This is a genomic window from Lactobacillus sp. PV012 (genome assembly GCF_014522325.1).
In the GTDB taxonomy this organism is placed as follows: domain Bacteria; phylum Bacillota; class Bacilli; order Lactobacillales; family Lactobacillaceae; genus Lactobacillus.
Map to the genome: position 1 here is coordinate 700,657 of NZ_CP041983.1, position 16,860 is coordinate 717,516.

The 16,860-nt window shown below is 34.1% G+C and carries 15 protein-coding genes and 1 other annotated feature; of the genes, 14 read left to right on the forward strand and 1 reads right to left on the reverse strand.

Annotated features, from left to right (window positions below; genetic code table 11):
* Positions 1 to 5: 5 nt before the first annotated feature.
* The 9 genes from FP433_RS03525 to FP433_RS03565 all read left to right on the forward strand — a co-directional run bounded on the left by FP433_RS03525 (position 6) and on the right by FP433_RS03565 (position 10,614).
* The gene (locus tag FP433_RS03525; RefSeq protein ID WP_265482877.1) at positions 6 to 1,055 is read left to right on the forward strand and encodes a methionine ABC transporter ATP-binding protein; all 1,050 of its coding nucleotides are present in this window, start codon (positions 6 to 8) and stop codon (positions 1,053 to 1,055) included.
* Positions 1,048 to 1,749 carry a methionine ABC transporter permease gene (locus FP433_RS03530; RefSeq protein ID WP_265482876.1) on the forward strand — a complete coding sequence of 234 codons (702 nt, stop codon included), beginning with the start codon at positions 1,048 to 1,050 and terminating at the stop codon, positions 1,747 to 1,749. The genes FP433_RS03525 and FP433_RS03530 overlap by 8 nt, the downstream gene beginning before the upstream one ends.
* A 218-nt stretch (positions 1,750 to 1,967) precedes the next feature.
* On the forward strand, positions 1,968 to 2,504 hold the full coding sequence (gene hpt / locus FP433_RS03535; RefSeq protein WP_265482875.1) for a hypoxanthine phosphoribosyltransferase: 537 nt from the start codon (positions 1,968 to 1,970) through the stop codon (positions 2,502 to 2,504).
* Between the two features lie 98 nt (positions 2,505 to 2,602).
* Positions 2,603 to 4,009, forward strand: a complete 1,407-nt coding sequence (locus FP433_RS03540; protein ID WP_265487166.1) for a class II fumarate hydratase — start codon at positions 2,603 to 2,605, stop codon at positions 4,007 to 4,009.
* Between the two features lie 14 nt (positions 4,010 to 4,023).
* A complete protein-coding gene (locus tag FP433_RS03545; protein WP_265482873.1) occupies positions 4,024 to 5,409 on the forward strand; it encodes a flavocytochrome c in 1,386 nt (461 codons plus the stop codon).
* An 85-nt stretch (positions 5,410 to 5,494) separates the two neighbouring features.
* Entirely contained in the window at positions 5,495 to 6,865 is a 1,371-nt protein-coding gene (locus FP433_RS03550) for a threonine/serine ThrE exporter family protein (protein WP_265487168.1), read from the forward strand.
* Positions 6,866 to 6,977: 112 nt separating this feature from the next.
* Positions 6,978 to 7,223: a binding site (T-box leader), on the forward strand.
* Positions 7,224 to 7,258: 35 nt separating this feature from the next.
* Positions 7,259 to 8,191 carry a homocysteine S-methyltransferase gene (mmuM, locus tag FP433_RS03555; RefSeq protein WP_265487170.1) on the forward strand — a complete coding sequence of 311 codons (933 nt, stop codon included), beginning with the start codon at positions 7,259 to 7,261 and terminating at the stop codon, positions 8,189 to 8,191.
* Positions 8,192 to 8,196: 5 nt separating this feature from the next.
* The gene (locus FP433_RS03560; RefSeq protein ID WP_265487172.1) at positions 8,197 to 9,591 is read left to right on the forward strand and encodes an amino acid permease; all 1,395 of its coding nucleotides are present in this window, start codon (positions 8,197 to 8,199) and stop codon (positions 9,589 to 9,591) included.
* A 93-nt stretch (positions 9,592 to 9,684) separates the two neighbouring features.
* Positions 9,685 to 10,614 carry an NlpC/P60 family protein gene (locus FP433_RS03565; protein ID WP_265487174.1) on the forward strand — a complete coding sequence of 310 codons (930 nt, stop codon included), beginning with the start codon at positions 9,685 to 9,687 and terminating at the stop codon, positions 10,612 to 10,614.
* Positions 10,615 to 10,710: 96 nt separating this feature from the next.
* On the opposite strand, the gene ybaK is transcribed toward FP433_RS03565, so the two are convergent.
* Positions 10,711 to 11,217, reverse strand: a complete 507-nt coding sequence (ybaK, locus tag FP433_RS03570; RefSeq protein WP_265487176.1) for a Cys-tRNA(Pro) deacylase — start codon at positions 11,215 to 11,217, stop codon at positions 10,711 to 10,713.
* Between the two features lie 62 nt (positions 11,218 to 11,279).
* On the opposite strand from ybaK, the gene prmA reads away from it, so the two are divergent.
* From prmA to hisS, 5 genes are all read left to right on the forward strand, one after another.
* Positions 11,280 to 12,224: a 50S ribosomal protein L11 methyltransferase gene (prmA, locus tag FP433_RS03575; protein WP_265487178.1), complete on the forward strand. Its 945-nt coding sequence runs from the start codon at positions 11,280 to 11,282 to the stop codon at positions 12,222 to 12,224.
* Between the two features lie 18 nt (positions 12,225 to 12,242).
* Positions 12,243 to 12,599 carry a hypothetical protein gene (locus tag FP433_RS03580; RefSeq protein WP_265487180.1) on the forward strand — a complete coding sequence of 119 codons (357 nt, stop codon included), beginning with the start codon at positions 12,243 to 12,245 and terminating at the stop codon, positions 12,597 to 12,599.
* 20 nt (positions 12,600 to 12,619) lie between these two features.
* Positions 12,620 to 14,860 (forward strand): RelA/SpoT family protein, encoded by a 2,241-nt coding sequence (locus FP433_RS03585; protein ID WP_265487182.1) that lies wholly within the window; start codon positions 12,620 to 12,622, stop codon positions 14,858 to 14,860.
* Positions 14,860 to 15,297 carry a D-aminoacyl-tRNA deacylase gene (dtd, locus tag FP433_RS03590; RefSeq protein ID WP_265482865.1) on the forward strand — a complete coding sequence of 146 codons (438 nt, stop codon included), beginning with the start codon at positions 14,860 to 14,862 and terminating at the stop codon, positions 15,295 to 15,297. Before FP433_RS03585 ends, dtd begins: the two co-directional genes overlap by 1 nt.
* 276 nt (positions 15,298 to 15,573) lie before the next feature.
* Positions 15,574 to 16,860, forward strand: coding sequence for a histidine--tRNA ligase (gene hisS / locus FP433_RS03595; RefSeq protein ID WP_265487184.1), 1,287 nt, complete (start codon positions 15,574 to 15,576; stop codon positions 16,858 to 16,860).

Sequence of the window (16,860 nt, forward strand, 5' to 3'; positions counted from 1 at the left end):
ATTTGATGAGTGTACAAATTGATCTAAAAAATATTACTGTAGAATTTGGTAAAAATAAGGCAGTTAATGATGTTAGCTTAAGAATAGATAAAGGTGATATTTACGGAGTAATTGGCTTTTCAGGAGCAGGTAAGTCTACTTTAGTTAGGACAATAAATCTTCTGCAACTTCCTACCTCAGGTACAATTGAAGTAAATGGAACAACTTTATTTGCAGATAAAAAAGTTGAAGTAAGTAAAAAAGAACTTCAAGTTAAAAGAAGAAAGATAGGAATGATCTTCCAACACTTTAATCTTTTAAATGAGGAAACAGTTTTAGAAAATGTGGCCTTTGCTTTAAAGCATGCTAAGTTATCTGATCAAGAACTTGAAGAAAAATGCCTGCACTTATTAGATTTAGTTGGATTAAAAGATAGAGCTAATTATTATCCTGCTCAACTTTCAGGTGGGCAGCAACAACGTGTTGCAATTGCTAGAGCTTTAGCTAATGATCCAGATATTTTAATTTCAGATGAAGCCACTAGTGCACTTGATCCAAAGACTACGAATCAAATTTTAGATTTATTATACGAATTAAATAAAAAATTACAATTAACTGTAGTTTTGATTACTCACGAAATGGATGCAGTAAAAAGAGTGGCTAATAAAATTGCCATCATGGAAAAGGGAAAAATAGTTGAAAAAGGAAACTTAAGGGAAGTATTTTTACATCCAAAGAAGGAGCTTACGCGTCAATTTGTTGGAGGAGCTTTGGAGGTTCAACATATCTTAGAAACTTACCACTTTAGTAATTTAGAAGACAATGAACAACTTTTCCAATTAGTCTATAACATTAATGATGTTACAAAGTCAGTTGTTGCGGATTTAGATGTAGCTTTAGATACTAAGGCAAGCATTCTTTATGGAAATGTAGAAGTGTTAAGTGGACAACCAATTGGAACATTGGCAATTCTCTTAAAATTAGATAAAGCAAAGCAAGAAGAAGCAATTAAATTCTTGGAAAGTAAAAATGTAGTAGTAACTAAGTTAGATAAGGATGTGTTGACTAATGGTTAGTTTTTTTGAAAAATATTTACCTAATGTAATTGCCCTGGGCTGGGGTGGGGATGCAGGCTGGGGTACTGCCATCTTTCAAACTTTATTTATGACCTTTTGGGCTGCAATCTTTGGAGGAATCTTGGGAATAATTTTTGGCTTATTGTTAATCCTAACTAAACCAAATGGTATTTTAGCTAACAAAGTTGCTTATAATATTGTCGATAAGATAGTTTCTATTTTTAGAGCTGTGCCATTTATTATCTTATTAGCTTTTGTAGCACCTGTTACTCAGAAAATTGTTGGAACTCAAATTGGAATGAAAGCAGCCTTAGTGCCTTTAACTTTAGGAGTTTTCCCATTCTTTGCGCGTCAAGTACAAGTAGCACTTGAAAGTGTTGATTCTGGAAAAATTGAAGCAGCTCAGGCTTTAGGTGCTTCAACAAGTGATATTATTTTTGATGTATATTTACAAGAAAGTCGTTCAGAATTAGTTCGAGTTTCAACAGTAACTTTAATTAGTTTAATTGGGTTAACTGCAATGGCTGGTGCTGTTGGAGCAGGTGGTTTGGGTAATACTGCTATTTCATACGGATATAACCGATTCAATAATGATGTTACTTTAGTAGCTACCTTACTAGTATTATTGTTAGTATTGATAATTCAAGTGGTGGGTGATTTCTTAGCTAAAAAATTAAATCACCAAGAACGTTAATAAACTTCCCTTTAAGTCGCATTTCGGTTTTCAATCGAATGCGATTTTTTATAAATTTCTATATCGATATTGAAAAATGTTTTTAACAAAACACGAATATTTATTTTTAAAATATTTAAAATAGTTAACAAAAAACACATTAAAAATGCTTTTTTTGTTAAATTTGTGTCTAAAATATGTTAAAATCTTATCGTTAATGATTTTAAAAGGAAAAACAAATGAATAACGATATTGAAAAAGTACTATATACTCAAGACCAATTAAATAAACGGATGGATGAATTAGCACAGGAGCTAACAGCAGAATATAAGAGAGATTTTCCATTAATTATCTCTGTAATGACGGGAGCAATGATTTTTACGGGGGATATGTTAAAGCGTCTAAATTTCAAATTAAATGTAGATGTAATGAAAGCATCAAGTTATGTTGGCGCTCATTCAACTGGGGATGTGAAGATTATTCATGATGTATTAACTGATGTCAAAGGTCGTCGCGTAATACTATTCGAAGATATTATTGATACAGGTCATACCTTAAAAGCAGTAAAAGAGCTTTTATTAAAAAGAGGGGCAAAAACTGTGGAAATTTGTGCCATGTTAGACAAGCCTGAGAGTCGTGAAGTAGCCTTAAAGGGAGATTATATTGGCTACAGTGCACCCGATGAATATTTAGTGGGATATGGCTTAGACTACAGTGGAATGTATCGTAACTTACCATATGTAGGAGTTTTAAAGAAAGAAGTATACACTAACTAAAGACCGAAAGGTCTTTTTATTTTGAGCTTGAGATGCTTTTCACAAGTAATTAATTATGGTATTATCACTTTAGAAAAATGATTAGAAAGGGCATTAAAATGGTAGAAAATAATTATCGTATTGAAAGTGATACATTAGGACCAGTTAAAATTCCTAAGGATGCACTTTGGGGTCCGCAAACTCAACGTAGTAAAAATAATTTCCATGCAGGCGCTTTAATGCCAATAGCAATTATTCGTGCACTACTTCACATAAAAAAAGCAGCAGCCTTAGCTAATATGAAGATGGGCAAGCAAACTGCTCAAAAAGGTCAAGCGATTGTAGATGCTATTAATCAATTATTAAGTTTAGATGATGAAAAGTTACGGGTAGATTTTCCTCTTCATATTTATCAAACGGGTTCAGGCACACAAACTAACATGAATGTTAATGAAGTTGTTGCTAATTTAGCAAATAAAAATAATCCTGGACTTGATATTTTACCTAATGATGATGTAAATATGGGTCAATCTTCAAATGATACTTTCCCAACCGCAATGAACTTAGTAGCAGTTGGTGCAGTAGATACCTTAAAAAAGTCAATTTCACACTTAGTAGATGAATTGTTAATTAAAGAAAAAGAGTATTGGACAACAGTTAAAGTAGGTCGTACTCACTTGCAAGATGCAGTGCCTTTAACTTTTGGTCAAGAAATTTCAGGATATATTTCTGCTTTAAATCATGGATTAGATTATCTTAAGAAGTTAGAACCAACTTTAGATGAATTACCAATTGGAGGCACTGCTGTTGGAACAGGCTTAAACGCAGCTGACGGTATGGCAGAAAGCATAGCTGAAACTTTGTCTAAAGAATATGGACATAGATTTAAAGTAGAAACTAATAAATTTTTTGGACTTGCCAACCATTCTGGTTTAGATGTTGTCCATGGAGCAATTAAGACAATTGCTGCTGATCTATTTAAAATTGCACAAGATATTCGTTTCTTAGGTTCAGGCCCAAGAGCTGGTTTAGGAGAATTGGAACTACCAGCAAACGAGCCAGGTTCATCTATTATGCCAGGTAAGGTTAATCCAACTCAAGCAGAGGCAGTGACCATGGCTGCTGTAAGAGTATTTGGAAATGATACTACAATAACTGTTGCTGCGTCACAAGGTAATTTTGAAATGAATGTCTATAAACCAGTAATGATTGCTGCCTTTTTGGAATCAGCAGAAATTTTATCAGAAACTACTGTAGCTTTTGCTGACAAAATGATCTATGGAATGAAGATTAACAAAAAGCAAATGCAAAAAGACATTGATAATTCGTTAATGACAGTGACTGCTTTATCTCCCCATATTGGTTATCATGCTGCTGCAGAAATTGCCCAACTTGCTGATAAGGAAGGATTGACTTTACGTCAAGCGGCGTTAAAGAGTGGAAAAGTTACTGAAAGTCAATATGATAAGTGGATTGATCCCTTACAAATGACTAAGGCTACGCAAACAAAGCCAATTAATGATTAAAGTGAGGAAATAAAATGGAAAAGTTTATTTTTACACCTCAAGAGCTTAAAGATAGTCAAGATAATTATGATGTAGTAATTATTGGCTCTGGTGGTACTGGCCTTGCTGCTGCAATTCAAGCTCATCAATATGGTTTAAAGCCAGTAATTTTAGAAAAAAATGAAAAATTAGGTGGTAATACTACTAAGGCAAGTTCAGGGATGAATGCTGCAGAAACAGTAGTGCAGTCGCGTTTAGGAGTTAATGACTCAATTGAAACTTTTTATCAAGAAACTTTAAAAGCCGGTGGGTTTATGAATGATCGTCAAATGTTACGCTTTTTTGTTGATCATGCACCTTTAGCAATTTCTTGGCTAGCAGATTTGGGTATTCATGTTGATGATTTGACAATTGCTGGTGGAATGAGTAAAAGACGTACTCACCGTCCAACTACCATGGCACCAATTGGCGCATTTTTAGTAACTGGCCTTTTAAAGGAAGCTGCTAAGAGAAATATTCCGATTATTAATAAAGCAAAAGTAACAAAACTATTGCAAGATGATCAAGGTAAAGTTTTTGGGGTGGAAGTAAACGGAGAAAAAGAAATTACTAGTCAAGCAGTTTTACTTGCAACAGGTGGTTTTGGAGCTTCTAAAGACTTAATGGCCAAATATCGTCCTGATCTTAAGGATTATGCTACAACTAATCAAGCAGGAGCAACTGGCGACGGTTTGAAATTAGCAGATAAAATTGGTGCGCAACTTGAGCAATTAGAATTGGTGCAAGTTCATCCAACAGTCCAACAAGATACTGAGCGCGCATATTTAATTGGGGAAGCTGTCCGTGGTGAAGGCGCAATTTTGGTTGATCAAGCAGGAAAAAGATTTGTTAATGAATTAGCTACACGCAAGCTTGTTTCTGAAGCAATTAATCAGACTGCTACTAAACACGCTTATTTGATTTTTGATCAAGGAGTTCGGGAGCGTGTAAGAGCAATTGAATTTTATGATTCAATTGGCTTGGTCAAAAAGGGTGATACTTTAGCGAAGTTAGCCCAAGAAATTAATGTCGATCAAGAGACTTTGAAGCAAACAGTGGCAAAATGGAATCAAGCGGTTGTATCTAAAAATGATAATGAATTTCACCGTACTACTGGAATGGAACGTGAGCTTGATAAAGGACCATTTTTTGCTATTCATATTGCTCCAGCTATTCACTATACGATGGGTGGTATTCATGTAGATGAACATACACGCGTTTATGATACTAATGGTAATTTAATTCCAGGTCTTTATGCTGCAGGAGAGGTAGCAGGAGGACTACATGGTAATAATCGTATTGGTGGTAATTCAATTGCTGAAACTATAGTTTTTGGTCGAGAAGCTGGAAAGCAGATTGCCCAAACTATTCAAGCTAAATAATTTAAGAGAGCTGAACTTTTCAGAGTACAGCTCTTTTTTTGTGATAAAATTTATTAAGTAAAACAAATTTTAGGAATGTGAGAAAATGACAAAAAAAGAAGATGAGCAGCGAAAGCGATTAAAACCACAGGAAAGGTTGTCCCATCACCATCATATGAGAATTCGCTGGAAAGAATTTTTTACTAGTGATAACCAGACAGCTGCAAAGGATGCAACTTTATCTGAACGCGCAGTAATTGTTGGTCATATTGGAATGATGTTTTTATCTTATGGAACTGGTGCTTGGCGTGTTAGAACTGCAATGAATACAGTAGCTAGAAAGCTGAATATGACTTGTAGTGCGGATATTGGTTTAGTGTCTTTAGAGTATACTTGTGTTGATAGAGATGGAAAGAGCTATACCCAAGCCTTAAGTTTACCTTCAACAGGTGTTAACACCACAAAACTTCACTATATGTCGAAGTTTGTGTATGAATTTGAAAACGATGATGGCAATTGGACAATTGGTGAGATTCATCAGCGATTAACTAAAATTTCTCGAATGAAAGCTCAATATACTCCTTGGCAAGTAGGATTGGCAGCTGCTCTAGCTTGTGGAGGATTTACCTTTCTTTTAGGCGGAGGAATAGTTGAAGTAATTTGTGCATTTTTAGGCGCTGGAGTTGGAAATTATGTTCGACGAAAGATGATTGACCGTCGCTTAACGATTGTGGCAAATATTATTGTAGCTGTTACTGTTGCTTCCTGTGTGTATGTAGGAGCATTTTATCTACTTCGTCTTTTTATTCCTTTAAGTAAACACTTACTTGATGGTTATATTGGAGCGATGCTATTTGTGATTCCAGGCTTTCCTTTTATTACTTCGGGACTTGATATGTCCAAATTAGATATGCGGTCTGGTTTAGAGAGAATGGCATATGCATTAATGATTATTTTAATTGCAACTAGTGTAGGTTGGGGTGTAGCGATGATTTTAAATGTACACCCACAAGATTTTTTACCTCTTAATTTAGGAGCAGTAACTTTAACTATCTTACGTTTGATTGCTAGCTTTTGTGGAGTTTTTGGCTTTTCAATTATGTTTAATTCAAAAATTCAAATGGCGACAGCTGCTGGGCTAATTGGAGCAATTGCTAATACACTACGTTTGAGTTTAGTACAATGGATAAATATGCCGGCAGCTGCTGCAGCATTTATTGGAGCTTTTATCGCAGGGATGCTAGCATCCTTCATTCATCAAAAAATAGGCTATCCAAGAATTGCAATTACTATCCCTTCAATTGTGATTATGGTGCCAGGGCTTTATATGTATCGTGCAATGTTTAATTTTGGATTTATTTCAATTAATATTGGTGCACGGTGGGCAATGCAAGCAATAATGATTATTTTCTGCTTACCACTCGGATTAATTGTGGCAAGAATTTTAACAGATAAACATTGGCGTCATGCTGGATAGAATAATACCTGTGGAGTTTCCATAGGCATTTTTTGATAGTATATTTAAGCAAAATTGACTTAAAATCATCTTGACAAAAATATGATTTATATTAAAATTATTAACAAATAAATTAAAAGATTTTGAAGAGCAGAGTAACTAATTTTAATTTAGTACAGAGAATTGACGACTGGTGAGAGTCAAGTAAAGGGAATTAGTGAAGATGGGCTTGGACATCAGAGTTAGTGAATTTTTAGCTAACTACGGGGTTGCATTCGTTAAAAATGCAAGGTAATTCTCAATGGAGAGCTACTTACGAAGGTTATTTATGTAAATAAATAATAAATTAAGGTGGTAACACGAAGCACTCGTCCTTATGTGATGAGTGCTTTTTTGTTTGCAATAGGAGGTATGATGATGACAATTTTTGAAGAAGCTAAAAAAGGATTAGTACTTGATGGGGCAATGGCAGATGAGTTGCAAAGACAAGGAACAGATTTAAATAGTAAGCTTTGGACAGCGGCTGCATTAATTGATCAAGAAGAAAAAGTTTATCAAGCCCACTTAAGTTATTTTAAGGCAGGAGCCAATATTGTTATTACCGATACTTATCAAGCAAATATTCCAGCTTTCGTAAAGGCTGGTTACAGTCAAGAACAAGCCAGTGAATTTATCAAAAAAGCAGTTAAAATTGCTAAGAAAGCAAGAGATGATTATGAAAAGAAAACTGGTATTCATAACTATGTGGCAGGGACAGTAGGACCTTATGGAGCTTACTTGGCAGATGGAAATGAGTATCGAGGAGATTATGAATTAAGTAAGCAAGAATACTTAGATTTTCATTTATCAAGATTAAAGTTAATTCTATCTGAACATCCGGATATCATTGCAATTGAAACACAACCTAAATTAAGTGAAGTAGAGGCCTTACTCGATTGGCTAGCACAAAATGAACCAAAGATTCCAGTATATGTAAGTTTTACCTTAAAAAATAAAACTTCAATTAGTGACGGAACTTTGTTAGCTAAGGTTGCCCAAACCATTAATAAATATGAGCAAGTTCTTGGGGTGGGAGTTAATTGTGTAGCTCCAACCTTAGTATCACCAGCTTTAGAAGTTTTGAATAAAAATACTAGTAAGCCTTTAATTGTTTATCCTAATCAAGGATCAAGCTATAATCCTGAAATTAAAGAGTGGGAAGAAGTTAAAGAAAGTTTTGATTTTTCAAAATTAACTAAAAAATGGTATGAAAAAGGTGCCAGAATAATTGGAGGCTGTTGTACTACAGGCCCTAATGAAATTAGCCAAATTAGTAAAACTTTAAATCAACTTAAGGAAAGAAGGTAAATAAAATGGCACATGAAACACACTTAAAAAGAAAGATGAGCACACGTCACATTCAAATGATTTCTTTAGGTGGGGTAATTGGGACAGGATTATTTTTAAGTTCTGGCTATACCATTCATGAAGCAGGCCCTTTAGGGACAGTACTTGCTTATGGAGTAGGTGCCTTAATTGTCTTTGCGGTAATGTTGTGCTTGGGAGAACTATCAGTAGCGATGCCATATACTGGTGCGTTTCATGTGTATGCTAAAAAGTTTATTAGTCCTTCTGCAGGATTTGTGGTAGCAATCCTGTATTGGTTAACTTGGACAATTGCATTAGGGTCAGAATTTACGGCAGTTGGATTAATTATGCAAAAATGGTTCCCTAATACTCCCGTTTGGATCTGGAGTTTAGTGTGTATGATTGTTATTTTTTTAAGTAATTTCTTTTCGGTGAAGGGATTTGCAGAAAGTGAATTTTGGCTAGCTGCCATCAAAGTATTGGCAATTGTAGGATTCATTATTTTAGGTGGGGCGACTATTATTGGTTTATTACCAGTTAAAGGTGAGCATGGAGCTCCAGGATTAGTTAATTTTTATAAAAATGGTTGGTTTCCTAATGGTTGGGGTGGTGTATTTACCACTATGCTTACTGTTAACTTTGCTTTTTCAGGAACAGAGTTAATTGGAGTTACAGCTGGTGAAGCAAAAGACCCTAATAAAGCAATCCCGCAAGCAATTAAAACGACTTTGTGGCGTCTATTGGTATTTTTTATTGGTAGCATTGTTGTAATGGCCGCTCTAATTCCTTATAAAGTAGCCGGAGTGACAGAAAGTCCATTTGTTTATGTTTTGGATGAGATTCATGTGCCTTTTGCGGCTAATATTATGAACTTTGTAATATTGACAGCGATTATTTCAGCTGCTAATTCAGGGCTCTATGCTTCAACAAGAATGCTTTGGTCTTTAGGAAATGAAAAGACCTTGCCTGCTGTTTTTGCTAAAACAAATAAAGCTGGTGTTCCGGTAGTGGCGCTATTAGCAAGTATGTGTGGCGGTATATTAGCATTAATTTCAAGTAAAGTTGCTGCTAGTACAGTATATTTAGTTTTAGTATCAATTTCGGGATTGGCAGTAGTATTTGTATGGATGGCAATTGCTTGGTGTGAATTAAAGTTCAGAAAGGAATATATAAAAGCTGGTAAAAAAGTTAGTGAGTTAAAATACCGTACTCCTTGGTATCCAGTAGTTCCATATTTTGCATTTTTTGCTAGTTTGATTTCTTGTATTTTGATTTGGTTTGATTCAAGTCAAAGAGTTGCCTTGTACTATACTGTGCCATTTGTAGCAGTTTGTTGGCTAGGGCATTGGCTATGGCTAAGACGAAGAGGTATAAGTAAAGAAAAAAGAGAGGTTGAATAATTAAGTTAGATTATTTCATTTTGGAATAATTATAAAAAATAACAATTTTTGGATTATACTAAAAGGGTTGGTATTTTTTATAGGAGTGTTCAAATGAAAAAATTAAGTAAGCTAGTAGCAAGTGTCGCTTTCAGTGTAGGACTATTAGGAGTAAGTACTACAGCTCATGCAGCAGATAATCACTATGTAGTAAAACATAATTCTTTTGTTTACAATAGTAAGCTAAAGAAAGTTAATCTTTATAAGAAAGTAGCTGGAAAAAAATATACATCAACTACTTACCGTGTAGGTACTACTTTAACAGCCGATAATGTTAAGACAATTAAGGGAAAGAAATATTATCAAATCGGGAATAATAAGTTTGTTCGAACAAGTAATTTACAAACTTTTGCGGACTACTTGAAAAAGAATAAAAATAAAGTAGTAATGCCTGATTTAGATGAAACCGATAGTGATGCTCAAGGAAATTTAACTGATTCAGGGTTAAAGAAAGTGGCAGAAAACAACCAAAAAGATACTACTATTTATCATCGCGAAGATAGTAAAATGAAGAGTAAACTTTTAAGTAAAGCTAAAAATCTTTTTGGTGCCTTTCATTATGGTAATCACCTTGGTTTTGGTAATTGGGCATCCCCAAATCGTAAAGGAACCACTGATTGTTCAGGATTTGTGTGGATAGCCATGAAACAAGCAGGCTACAATGTTCCAGAAAAAGCTTTTGCTACCCCAACTATGGAAAGCGATGCGCGAATTAACCACCAATACTTCACCAAAATTTCTGCTTCAAAGGCAAAAGCTGGTGATGTAATGATTGTAAATGTTGGTAACGGATTATATAGTAATGGCCATGCTGCTATTTTAACCGGTAATTATCGAGGTTTAGCTACGCCAATTATTCAAATGGGTGGTAACGGTAATAGTGTTAACTACAGTACTCTTGGGCCATCACTTGGACAAACTCTTTTGGGTGGTAGATTTACCTATGCTCGCCCAGTAATGAGCTACCAAAAAGATCAAAATTAATATTAGTTTTTACTGAACTAGTGGATAAAAAGAACGATGATTTATGAAAGAATCATCGTTCTTTTTGTTTGAAAATATACTTATAGATTTAGCTAGCTAATTTTCAACTAAGTCTACAAATTTACCATCAGTAATTTTTTGTAAATCTTGAGGATTAATTTTAATACTACGACCTACTTCACCACTAGATACAATAATAAGAGGCTGATCTTTCATAGTCTCGGAAAGATAGATAGGAAAATGGTGTTGTTCATAAATTCCAATTGGTGTATTAGCGCCATGGACATAGCCAGTTGTAGGAACTAATTTTTTTAAAGGCAATAATTCACATTTCTTATTGCCACTAGCTTTTGCAAGTTTCTTCATACTTAAGTGATCATTGATCGGGATTACAGCTACAATTGGGCTAACTTTATTTCCCTCACAGACTAATGTTTTGTAGACCAATTTGCGGTCTTCGTCTAAAATGGAAGTATCAACTTGTTGGACATCCCCTTGTTGAACAGTTTTAAAAGTTTTTTGTTCATAGGGAATTTTTTTCTGATCCAATATTTTTTCAACTAAAGTTTTTTTAAGTTTTTTATTTTTATTTTTTTTCGACATAATTTTCACCCAATCATAATCATAACGATGTTAAGGTTGAGTGTCAAAAGGAGTAATTATTTATGAGATTATTAGCCATTAAAATTAAAGCAGGTCATGAGATCGAAGATGGATTGACTTATTTTTTACAAGAACAATTAGGAGCCAAAGGAATTGAAGTACGTAAACGCAGTGATTTTATTGATCAAGAAAATCGTGATCGATCAATTTTGGTTGAATTAGAAGATATTGCTGATTTACCAGAGGATTTGGAATTAACTGCATATTTTGAAGCAGATGAAGATAAAGATGAGTTAGTTAAGAAAATTACAGCTAAAATTGAAGAAATGAAAAGTTATGGTTTACAGACTGGTAATATTTCTTTGGAAACCAACTATGTAGCAGATCAAGATTGGAATACAGCTTGGCAAAAATTTTATCATGTAATTGATTTTTCTCGTCATTTAGCCATTGTTCCTGAATGGGAGGATTATCAACCAGCTTTTAGTGATCAACAACTTATTAGACTAGATCCAGGTTTAGCTTTTGGAACTGGTGGACACACGACAACCCAACTAGTGCTAATGGCGCTAGAAAGGTCACTGATAAGACCTATGAAAGTAATGGATATTGGAACAGGATCGGGAATCTTAGCAATTGCTGCTAGTAAACTTGGTGCAAAAGAAGTCTTAGCAACTGATATTTCTGATGAAGCAGTTACAGCGGCAAGAGAAAATATTAAATTAAACCATTTAGATAATATTAAAGTTAGAAAAGCTAATTTATTAAAAGATACTAATGAAAAGTTTGATTTGATTCTAGCAAATATTTTAGCAGAAGTACTGGTAGACTTGATTCCAGATTTAGATACCCATTTAGCTGAAAAAGGAAAGGTAATTTTTTCTGGAATTGATTATTTACAATTACCTAAAATTGAAGAATTACTGGATGAATATGGATTTGAGATTAAATTAAAGATGCGTGAAGGACGTTGGATTGGACTTTTAATTGCACGCAAGGAAAACTAATGAGAGTAGAGGTCAAGAATGAAAGAAGATAAACAAAGTTTTATCAGCAAACTTAATCAAAAAAATTTTATGCCAGTAATTTGGCTGACAATTTTAGGATTGGTAGTTTGGATAATTAGTCCACTGGTACATTTAGCAGTTGTTTGGCGAATGGGGCTAATCTTTTTTATTTTTAATAGTATATTAGCTTATGAAATTGGTCATTTAATTGCTGTACGAAAAGCCAGTAAGTGGTGGTTGCTATTTTTTCCAATAGTATTTGCAATTATAGTAGCAATCCATTATGCTACTTATAATTACTTATTGTGTGTGGTTTATATTTGCATGGAATTATTTGGTTTGTGGCGAGACGATTTTTATCATGAACCAAAATAAAGAAATTGAGGTGAATTTAAATGTCAAAATATCAAGAAATGACTCATGAAGAAGTTTATGAAGAATGTAAAAAATATATGAATAAGGAGCACTTAGAGTTTGTTGAAAAGGCTTATCAATTTGCTAAAGCAGCTCATGAAAATCAATATCGAGCTTCTGGACAACCATATATTATTCACCCAACACAAGTAGCAGGTACGCTAGCAACTTTACGCTTAGATCCAGATACAGTAGCAGCTGGGTATTTGCATGATACTGTGGAAGATACTCCAGTTACTAATGAAGAAATTAAAGAAAAATTTGGGAAAGATGTAGCATTTATTGTTGATGGAGTTACCAAATTAAGTAAAATTCCTTATAAGTCTCGTAGTCATGAGGAATATTTAGCTGATAACCATCGTAAAATGATGATTGCTATGGCAAAAGACTTGCGAGTAATCATGGTTAAACTAGCCGATCGTTTGCATAATATGCATACACTTGATCATTTGCGCCCTGATAAACAACGTCGCATTGCTGATGAAACTTTAGATATTTATGCTCCCTTAGCTGATCGTTTAGGAATTGGGACAGTCAAGTGGGAACTTGAAGATATGAGTTTGCATTATTTAAACCCACAACAATACTATCGCATTGTTAATTTAATGCAATCAAAGAGAAGTCAGCGTGAAAAATACATTGCGGATGCAATTTCTGTCTTAGAGAAAAATCTTGATGATTTAGGAATCAAGTATGAGATTTCAGGACGTCCTAAGCATATTTATTCAATCTATAAAAAGATGGTTAATAAGCATAAAGATTTTAGTGATATTTATGATCTATTAGCTGTTAGAGTAATTGTAAAGTCAATCAAAGATTGTTATGCCGTTTTAGGGGCAGTTCATACTAAATGGAAACCAATTCCAGGCCGTTTTAAAGATTATATTGCTGTGCCAAAAGCTAATGGTTATCAATCACTGCATACAACAATTATTGGGCCAGGTGGTAAACCTTTAGAAATTCAAATTAGAACTGAAGAAATGCATCGAATTGCTGAATTTGGGGTAGCTGCTCATTGGGCTTATAAAGAAGGTTTACAAGAAGCCGAACAAAATGATGTGAATAAAAAGTTAAATATGTTCCAAGAAATTTTGGAATTAAAAGATGAAACAGTTGATTCAGAAGAATTTATGAAGAGTGTAAAAACTGATTTATTCTCTGATCGAGTGTATGTCTTTACGCCAAAAGGGGATGTTTATGAACTGCCTAAAGGATCAAGCCCACTAGACTTTGCCTATTTAATTCACTCTGAAGTGGGTTCTCATTCAGTAGGAGCCCGCATTAATGGTAAAATTGTCCCACTTGATTATCAGCTAAAAACTGGTGATGTTGTTGAAATGCTAACACAAGCTAATGCTCAACCATCACGTGATTGGGTAAATTTGGTAAAAACTTCCCGTGCTAAAAACAAGATTAGACGCTTTTTTAAAGCACAAGATCGTGAAGAAAATATTGAAAAGGGAAAGAAGCTAATTGAAGAAGAATTAACAAACCGGGGCTTTTTGGCGAAAGATTTTTTAGATAAAGAACATTTAGCAAAAGTATTTGACCATTTCAATGCTAAAGATGAAGACGATCTTTTTGGAGCCATTGGCTATGGGGAAGTTTCTGTCCTAACCTTAGCTAATCGTTTAACAGAAGATGTTCGCAAAGCTCAAGAAGACAAGAAAAAGCAAGAGCTTGAAGAAAAAATAATGAATACTGGGCAACAAAGTGTTAATCAAGAAACTCCAAGCCCTAACAATGTTATGCGCCTTAAACATAATAATGGGGTTATGGTTCAAGGTGTTTCAGATTTAATGCTTCATTTAGCCAAATGTTGCAATCCTGTACCAGGTGATCCAATTATTGGATATGTTACTATGGGTCGTGGAGTTACAGTTCACCGCACAGATTGTCCAAATGTAACTGAAAAAGCTAGACAAGCAGGGCGATTAATTGATGTAGCATGGGAAAATATCGCTAAAAACAATAAAAATGAAAGTTATAATGCTGATATTGAAATCTATGGTTATAATCGCTCCAAACTCTTAAGCGATGTAATTACAGCATTAAATACAAAAACACAAAATATCGTTAATATTTCTGGAAAAGTTGATAACAATAATATGGCTCATATTTATGCAACTGTTTCAGTGCGTGATGCAGCTCACTTGGAAGATATTTTAGTAAGAATGCGTGATATTCCAAACGTTTATGAAGCAAAGAGGTCAAATAATTAATGAGAGTTGTAATTCAAAGAGTTAATAAAGCACAAGTAGCTATTGATGGAGAAACTGTTGGAAAAATTAAACGAGGCTTTTTGTTATTAGTGGGTCTTAAGGAAGGAGACACTGAAGAACAAGTAAAAAAGGCAGCTAATAAAGTAGCTAAAATGCGCATCTTTGAAGATGAATCAGGAAAAACAAATAAATCTTTAAAAGATGTAAATGGTGAAATTTTGAGTGTAAGTCAGTTTACTTTGTTAGCAGATACTAAACACGGAAATCGACCAAGTTTTATGCAAGCAATGCGTCCACCCAAGTCAAAAGAATTATGGGAATTATTTAATGAAGAACTAAAAAGTGCTGGTTTCCAAGTAGAAACTGGTAAATTTGGTGCCGATATGCAAGTGAGTTTAGAAAATGATGGTCCTTTTACAATTGTTTTGGATATTTAAGAAAAATTTATCGTTTATTATTGACTTTTTTTAAAGAAAATAATAAGCTTAACAAAGAATTATCGATGACAAAGATTGAAGATTAGCACGATTCGTTTCAGAGACTGCTTGGCTGGTGAGAAAGCAGATGAATCATAATCTGTGACCCCTTTAACAGATAATTAAGCGTCTCGCGAGCGATAATCGTAGGAAACCTAAAGGTGGTACCGTGCTAATTTTAAGCGCCCTTGTTTTTCAAGGGTGCTTTTATTTTGTTATAGAAAAAAGGAAGATTAAATGAAAGTTCAAAGACCTAAAGGTACAGTTGATATTTTGCCAGATGACTCTTATAAATGGGAAAGAGTAGAAAATGTTGCACGCAATTTCTTTTCACGAGCTCATTATCGTGAAATGAGAACACCAATGTTTGAAAACTATGAAGTATTTTCACGTTCAAGTGGTGAAAGTTCAGATATTGTTGAAAAAGAAATGTATGACTTTTATGATAAGGGAAATCGTCATATTGCATTGCGTCCAGAAGGAACAGCTGGAGTAGTACGTGCTTATGTAGAAAATAAGTTATACGGACCAGAGCATGTAAAACCATTAAATGTTTTTTATATTGATCCGACTTTTCGTTATGAACGTCCTCAAGCGGGACGTCAACGTCAATTCCATCAAATTGGAATTGAGAGTTTTGGCTCAGATAGCTATTTAGCAGATGTAGAAACAATTGTTTTAGGACATGATTTACTTGCTGAATTAGGCGTAAAGAATTATGAATTACATATTAATTCTTTAGGAAATGCTCAAGTAAGAAAAGATTATCATGACGCTTTAGTAAACTACTTTACTCCTTTAAAAGATAAGCTTTCTGAAGATTCTCAAAGAAGATTAACAATGAATCCTTTAAGAATTTTAGATTCTAAGGCAGCAGAAGACCAAGAATTTTTACCGGATGCTCCTAAGATTGTCGATTATTTAGATGAAGAATCACGTGAAAACTTTAATAAAATCACCTCAACTTTAACCCAATTAGGAATTGACTATGTCTTAGATGATGATTTAGTAAGAGGATTAGATTACTATACTGGCATTATTTTTGAATTTATGGTTGAAGATCCAACTTTGTGGGAATCTGCTACCACAATTTTAGGTGGGGGAAGATATGACCACTTAGTTGAAGAATTTGATGGACCACAAACGCCAGCTGTTGGTTTTGGAATTGGGGAAGAAAGATTAATGCTTGTCTTGCAAAAGCAAAACCCTGAACTTTTTGGTAACCCAGCAGTAGATTTCTTTATTGCAAATATTGGAGAAGGAACTGAATTAAAGGCAGTAGAAATTGTGCGCTCAATTCGTAATCAAGGTTATAGTGCTCAATATGATGTTGACCAAAAGAAATTAAAGGCTCAATTTAAGAAAGCAAATCGAGTAAATGCAAAATATGTAATTACTTTAGGTGCCAAAGAACTAGAAAATGGTATTTTGAACATTAAACGCCTTGCTGATGGTGAAACAATTGATTTAAGTTTAAATGATTTAAATGATATGGAAAATGTAGTAAATAAATTAGAGGGTTAA